This is a genomic window from Stenotrophomonas sp. 2YAF22, from assembly GCF_052114665.1.
Taxonomy (GTDB): Bacteria; Pseudomonadota; Gammaproteobacteria; order Xanthomonadales; family Xanthomonadaceae; genus Stenotrophomonas; species Stenotrophomonas indicatrix.
In genome coordinates this window covers 1-6122 of the sequence record NZ_JBFRFE010000216.1, presented here as the reverse complement: position 1 = coordinate 6122, position 6122 = coordinate 1, and the positions used below count along the sequence as shown (strand labels likewise).

Below are 6122 nucleotides of genomic sequence, written 5' to 3'. Positions count from 1 at the left end.
ATTCGATGTCAGACAAATCTGAATTTTGACCAACGTATGGCGTTTCTTTGACGCGTCTCACTAATTCACATCAATGAACGCGTGCATCCGTCACACTTTCAAGGCTTCAACTTAGACATCAAGCATCGGCACGTCAACCTTTGGCAGTAGACGTGACGTGAAATAGCGGTCCTTGTAATAGCGAATCTTGTCGCACTTGACCGGATGTGGGATGCCTTCGTACAGGAAGACTTCCTTGTCCGGCCCCATGGCCTTGAGCTCCTGCGGCAGCATCAGCGCGCGACGCTCCTCGGTGAAGCTATGGGTCTTTTCACGCGCGTGGGTGACGTTCTTCTTGCGGATGGTGGTGTAGCCCAGCATGTCCGAGTAGTCGTTGGCATCCTGCTGTTCGCGCGGGGCGTACAGGATCTGCAGCGCATGGTTGGTGATGATCGTGCGCGAGACCTCGCGGCCATAGGTGGCATCGAGCTGCGACATGCTCTGGATGATCGGCAGCAGGCGCACGTTGTAACCGGCCATGTAGGACACCGCCGAGGCGATGATTTCGACCTTGCCGATCGAGGTGAATTCGTCCATCAACAGCAGGCACTGGTACTTCAGGTCCGGATTGGACTTGGGCAGTTCCTTGGTGTTGAGGTTGATCAGCTGGCTGAAGAACAGGTTGATGATCAATCGGCTTTCGGCCAGCTTGTTGGGCTGGATGCCGATGTAGATGGTCATCTTCTTCTTGCGCACGTCGGTGAGCAGGAAGTCGTTGGTGCTGGTGGCCTTGTCCAGGACCGGGTTGATCCAGGGGTTCAGCGGTTCCTTGAAGGTACCCAGGATCGAGGCGAAGGTCTCGTCGGCCTGGGACAGCATGTTGGCGAATGCCGAGCGCGCGTTGCTGCTGAGGAATGGGCGCTCGGACAGGCCCTTGAGGAACTTCTTCAGGTCGCTGCCATCGCCGGAGGACAGGCGGTAGACCGCACCCAGGGTCGGCGTGCCCTGCCCGCCCGGGAAGCCGCTGCTGCGCTCGTCATCCCAGTTCTCGAACAGGTACAGGGTGAAGGCGATGAAGGCATTGCGCGCCTGGCTGATCCAGAACTTCTGGTCTTCCGAGCCATCCGGATACAGCATCGCACCGATGCTCATCAGGTCCGAGACACGGAACGCCGGGTCGTCGGAGACATAGCTGAGCGGGTTCCAGCGATGGGTGCGGCGATCTTCGGCGAAGGGGTTGAACAGGTAGATCTCCTGCCCCTGGCTGGCGCGCCAACCACTGGTCAGGTCGAAGTTTTCCTGCTTGATGTCCAGCACCACCAGCGATTCGCCGTACTCCAGCAGGTTCGGGATGACCACGCCGACGCCCTTGCCCGAACGGGTCGGGGCCGCCAGGATCACGAATTGCTGGCCGTCCAGCCGCACCAGCTTGCCGCCATGGCTGCCGACCACGATGCTCTGGCCGCTCTTCTTGAACATGCCGTGCTTGGCGAGATCGGCGCCGGTGGCAAAGCGCGCGTCGCCGTGCAGCGAGCGCTTGTCCTTCTTCAGCAGCACGACCAGGCCGACGATGGCCAGCACCAGCAGCGGCAAGCCGAAGCCGAGGTAGCCGGCCCATTTGATCTTGCCCACGAACGGGGCAACCTGCGGCTGGCCGAGGGCGTGGAAATACTGGTAATAGGTATTCCAGGTGAGCAGCTTGGTATCCAGACCAAGCAGCAGCAGCGTCAGGTAACCGGAAAGCACGAACCCAAGCAGCAGGGTCGCCAGCGTGATGATGGCGATGAGCAGATACTTCTTACTGGACAACACCCGAATCCTCCATGATGCGCCCGAGGGCGCGACGGCTTAGCGGCGGCGTCGCTGCGACGCCTTCCTCCGCAGGTTGACTTCATTCTCCAGCCCGGGCTCCACGCCCTCTTCCCGCACCAGTTCCTCAAGGTACCGGCGCGCATCGGCCAACGACATCAGGTCGGTCAGACGCTCCCCACCGTCGACGATGACCGCATGGCCGACCACATCGCCGGGAGCGTACACCGGCTCGTGGGTCACCGCTACCAGACGGAAGCGGCCGCGTAGTTCCAGCTGATGGGTGTATTCCTGCATGTCTCATCTCCCTGATGGAATCCAGATGCCATTCCTGCAGCGTCCGATGATGCCTGCACGGCCGTGGTGGCGGCATGCAGACAGTCCGTACGACAATACACGCTTGCACCGGGGAGATCGCAATGGACTGGGTAGCACGTGCACGCACGCTGGCGCTGGAGGCCCATGCCGGCCAGGTCGACAAGGCGGGACACCCCTACATCGGCCACGTTGGCCGGGTGGCCGCTGCCGTGCGCGGCGATGATGAAGCCGAGGCGGTGGCCTGGCTGCATGATGTGGTCGAGGACTGCCCGGCCTTCGCTGGGCAGGTGCACGCCTTTCCCGCCCCGTTGCAGGACGCGGTCCGGCTGCTGAGCCGGACGTCTGCGGCGGATGCCGACACGTACTACGCACGAATTTCGGCGAATCCGCTGGCACTGAAGGTCAAGCTGGCCGACATCGCCGACAATGCCGATGAAGCGCGGCTGGCATCGCTGGATGCCGCCACCGCCGAGCGCCTGCGTGATAAATACCGACGGGCCTTGGCGGCGCTTGGCCAGCCGGCCACGCCGGCAGCACCACCCATCGAACACTGATTTACCCCCAGCCCGGCTGATGCCTGTTGCGGTGCAGCAGTACAATGGGGCGCTTCCCCCGCCCCTTTGCGCCCCCGAATGAGCCCCAATTCCCCCCTGGCCGCTCGGCTGACGCCGCGCCAGCGCACCCTGATCATCCTCGCCCTGTCATTGGGCGGCTTTGCCATCGGCACCAGCGAATTCGCCAGCATGGGCCTGATGCTGGAGATCAGCCGCGGCCTGTCGATCAGCGAAACACAGGTCGGCCACCTGATCAGCGCATACGCCATCGGCGTGGTGGTGGGCGCACCAATCCTGGCGTTCGTTGGCGCCAGCTTCCCGCGCCGCAAGCTGCTGCTGGCACTGATGGGGTTCTATGCCGTCGGCAATCTGGCCAGCGCATTGGCCCCGAACTACGGCACGATGCTGGTGGCGCGCTTCGTCGCTGGCCTGCCGCATGGTGCCTACTTCGGCGTGGCGATGCTGGTGGCCGCAGCGATCAGCCCGGCCGGGCAGCGCGGCCAAGCAATGTCGCGCGTGCTGTTGGGGCTGTCGGTGGCGATCCTGATCGGCAATCCGCTGACCACCTGGCTGGGCCAGCAGCTGAGCTGGCGCACCGCCTTCGCCCTGGTCAGCGTGCTGGCCATCGCCACGGTGGTGATGATCGCGCGCTTCCTGCTGCCCGATCCGGATGAGGTGCGGACCTCGCCGATGCGCGAGCTGCGCGCATTCAACACCACCCAGGTTTGGCTGGCGCTGTCGATCGGCGCGGTGGGCTTTGCCGGCATGTTCTGCGTGTTCACCTACCTGGCACCGACCCTGGTGCAGGTGACCGGCGTGGCCGAGTCGTGGATGCCGCTGGCAGTAGGCGTGTTCGGCATCGGTGCGATCATCGGCAACATCGCTGGTGGCTGGCTGGTCGACAAGTTCCACTTCAAGGCCGCTGCAGTGGTGCTGGTGTGGTCGATCGTGATGCTGCTGCTGTACCCGCTGGCCGCCGAATCGGTGTGGACCATCGGCCCGATGATCATTACCGTGGGTACGATGGGCGCCCTGGCTGCGGTACTGCAGACGCGCCTGATGGACGTGGCCGGCGAGGCGCAGACCCTGGCCGCCGCCTCCAACCATGCGGCGTTCAATACCGCCAATGCGCTCGGCCCGTGGCTGGGCGGCATGGCGATCAGCGCCGGCTTCAGCCCGGCCACCACCGGTTACGTAGGTGCGGCGACTGCGGTCGGCGGCCTGCTGCTGTGGTGCGTGTCGGTGATGCTGGAGAAGCGCAGGGTTGCCATCGCCGGCAGCCGATGAACTGCGCACGGTTCGTCAGCCGTCGCCCAGGCGACGGTGTTGCCCTGGAGGCAACAGGTAGCACCGCGCTGGCAGCGGCTGCACACCGCACCTACCGCAGGCAATAGCTGAAGCGTTCGTCCAGTGCCATGGCCTCATCCTGGCGCTGCACCCGCTCAAGCACGTCGACGATCTGCTGGAAGCGAGACCCCAGCGCCTCTCTGGAAACCTGATGGCCGTTCCAGGTCAGCTGCAGCGGGCGCTCGACGCTGGCACTCAGCAGATCCCAGAGGGCGTCGAGATTGTTCCCATAACCGCGCTCGACACCCAGTGCGAGCGCCAGCGTCTCGTGGAATGCCCGCTCGCTGTGGATGCGGTTGCCGTCCAGTTCGATGTCCATTGCGGGCTACTCCGTTACCAGCGGCGAGTGGAAATTCAACCTGCATGCTATCCCAGTCGCATGCGCAGCCCTGAAGCGTAGCAGCGGACCTCGTTGACTTCGCCACCGCGCTGGCCTGACAGCCTCATCACGGTAGGAAAACGAGGATGGAGACATCTGTCTGCAACCGAGAACACCATGCCGGACACCGGCCACTTCGCCATCCATGCCTTCGAGGCCGCGTTCAACATTTCCGGCGATGTGGAGCGAATCATTTCGCTTACCGTGTCATGCCGTCATTGTGCGGAAATCACCTGCGCCCAGGATGCAAACCTGTTGCACCTGCCGGGCGGTACGCTGTTCCGTTGTGATGCCTGTGGCTGCCATCAGGCCATCAGCAATGCGCGCCTTTCGGACTGGCAACTGCCGCCCCTGCTGGGCGTATGAGGACGTACCATGCCGTTGACTGAAGAACAGTTCACCATCCTGCGCGCCATTGCCGATGCGCACCCTGTGGGAAGCGATGCGGCAACGTGGGCCGTGAAGGAAGGCCTGGCGGTGCAGGCGGAAGATGCGGATATCGATCTGACCCCACACGGGCGCGACATGCTGGCCTCCCAACCGGCGCGCTGACCGGGCAGCACTGGCATGCAGCATGCACATGCCGTGGTGAGCTCATCACGGCATTTGCGCGCTGGCGGTGCGACGAACACGCGGCGTAGATCCGCCTTGCTGCAGAGTTGCGTACGCCAGCTTCCCACGCGCGACACAGCCCTCATGCACCGCCAGCTTTCCCCCACCTGCCACGATGCTATTGCCCTGCGGGCCGGCGCGCTGGGCAGTGTGCTGGGCGTGGCGCTGTTCAAGGCCTTTGCGTTGTCCGCCGCAGCGGCCGGCTCGATGATGACGGTCGGGCTGTGGTTGCTGGGATGTATGCTGCTGGCGGCATGGGCGTTGGCGGCCTGCCTGACCTGCCTGGCCTTGAGCCGGCGCGTGTTCGTGTTGATGCTGGCGCTGTCGACGGTGTTCCTGATCTGCATTGCCTGATCGGCAGTCGGCAGCTCTCGAGTATCCCCATAATTGTTACTCAATAACAAGTGCTGCCAGTCGGGTTGCGCGTGTGCCGGGTCACGGATTGAATTCGATGGCCAGACCGGCCCTTCTGAGATCCCCCCATGCGCCTGCTGCAGCCCCTGCTCCGCTCCGCTCTCTGTTTCCTTGCTCTCGCTTCGATCAGCGCCTGTGCCACCTATGATGACTCCGCCATGCATGCCGCCTGCCAGGAGTCGCCGCATGTGAAGGACCTGCCGCCTGAGGTTGCCGCCCGCGAAAGCCGATGCAGCAAGAGCGTCGAGGTCTGGTCGAGCGAGCGCAAGGGCAGTGACCAACCGCTGGACCTGAGCGGCAAGAAGAAGGATCTCTGAAAGAGGGCGGCACAGCCCTGCGCGGGCTGCGCCGGAACTCAGGCAATCGCTTCCCTGCCAACTGAGCTCGTCCATTCCTGTACCGCCTGCGCCAGTCCTGCCGCATCGGCGCCATCACTGGCCCAGGCAACAATGCCGTCCGGACGAACCAGCAGCGCCGACAGGCCCAGCGAATCGACAGCGGGCTGCGCGATGGACAGGATGCGGGCCCGTTCAACATCAACCGCCTCGTACAACGAGGCAGCAGCATCGAACACCAGCAGCACCGCCTGCCCTGCCCGCAGTAGTTCACCCATGCGGCGACCATCGACCAGCAGGAAATCCGGCGTGCTGCGGCCCACCAGCGGATGGGTATGGCCGAGGTCCAGCTGCTGGCCCACACCCCACACGCGC

General features: G+C 63.9%; 10 protein-coding genes. 6 read left to right on the top strand and 4 right to left on the bottom strand.

Features of this window, described 5'->3' with window-relative positions; translation table 11 throughout:
* Positions 1–111 precede the first annotated feature (111 nt).
* A complete protein-coding gene (locus AB4Y84_RS10455) occupies positions 112–1791 on the bottom strand; it encodes a type IV secretory system conjugative DNA transfer family protein (protein WP_032976218.1) in 1680 nt (559 codons plus the stop codon).
* A gap of 36 nt (positions 1792–1827) precedes the next feature.
* Positions 1828–2085, bottom strand: coding sequence for a hypothetical protein (locus AB4Y84_RS10450; RefSeq protein WP_025878723.1), 258 nt, complete (start codon positions 2083–2085; stop codon positions 1828–1830).
* A gap of 122 nt (positions 2086–2207) precedes the next feature.
* Between AB4Y84_RS10450 and AB4Y84_RS10445 the strand changes: the two genes are divergently transcribed.
* Positions 2208–2660 (top strand): phosphohydrolase, encoded by a 453-nt coding sequence (locus AB4Y84_RS10445; protein ID WP_394196461.1) that lies wholly within the window; start codon positions 2208–2210, stop codon positions 2658–2660.
* 78 nt (positions 2661–2738) lie between these two features.
* Positions 2739–3947 (top strand): MFS transporter, encoded by a 1209-nt coding sequence (locus AB4Y84_RS10440; protein WP_394196463.1) that lies wholly within the window; start codon positions 2739–2741, stop codon positions 3945–3947.
* Positions 3948–4038: 91 nt separating this feature from the next.
* Here AB4Y84_RS10440 and AB4Y84_RS10435 read toward each other — a convergent pair whose 3' ends face one another.
* On the bottom strand, positions 4039–4326 hold the full coding sequence (locus AB4Y84_RS10435; RefSeq protein WP_394196465.1) for a barstar family protein: 288 nt from the start codon (positions 4324–4326) through the stop codon (positions 4039–4041).
* A gap of 177 nt (positions 4327–4503) precedes the next feature.
* Here AB4Y84_RS10435 and AB4Y84_RS10430 point away from each other — a divergent pair, with 177 nt between their 5' ends.
* From AB4Y84_RS10430 to AB4Y84_RS10415, 4 genes are all read left to right on the top strand, one after another.
* Positions 4504–4752 carry a hypothetical protein gene (locus AB4Y84_RS10430; protein ID WP_025878727.1) on the top strand — a complete coding sequence of 83 codons (249 nt, stop codon included), beginning with the start codon at positions 4504–4506 and terminating at the stop codon, positions 4750–4752.
* Positions 4753–4761: 9 nt separating this feature from the next.
* Entirely contained in the window at positions 4762–4938 is a 177-nt protein-coding gene (locus tag AB4Y84_RS10425; RefSeq protein ID WP_223482921.1) for a hypothetical protein, read from the top strand.
* A 144-nt stretch (positions 4939–5082) separates the two neighbouring features.
* Positions 5083–5352 (top strand): hypothetical protein, encoded by a 270-nt coding sequence (locus AB4Y84_RS10420; protein ID WP_312106567.1) that lies wholly within the window; start codon positions 5083–5085, stop codon positions 5350–5352.
* Positions 5353–5480: 128 nt separating this feature from the next.
* Positions 5481–5729, top strand: a complete 249-nt coding sequence (locus AB4Y84_RS10415; protein WP_100436505.1) for a hypothetical protein — start codon at positions 5481–5483, stop codon at positions 5727–5729.
* Positions 5730–5767: 38 nt separating this feature from the next.
* On the opposite strand, the gene AB4Y84_RS10410 is transcribed toward AB4Y84_RS10415, so the two are convergent.
* A partial coding sequence (locus AB4Y84_RS10410; RefSeq protein WP_442250101.1) for an aromatic-ring hydroxylase C-terminal domain-containing protein occupies positions 5768–6122 on the bottom strand: 355 nt, incomplete at its 5' end.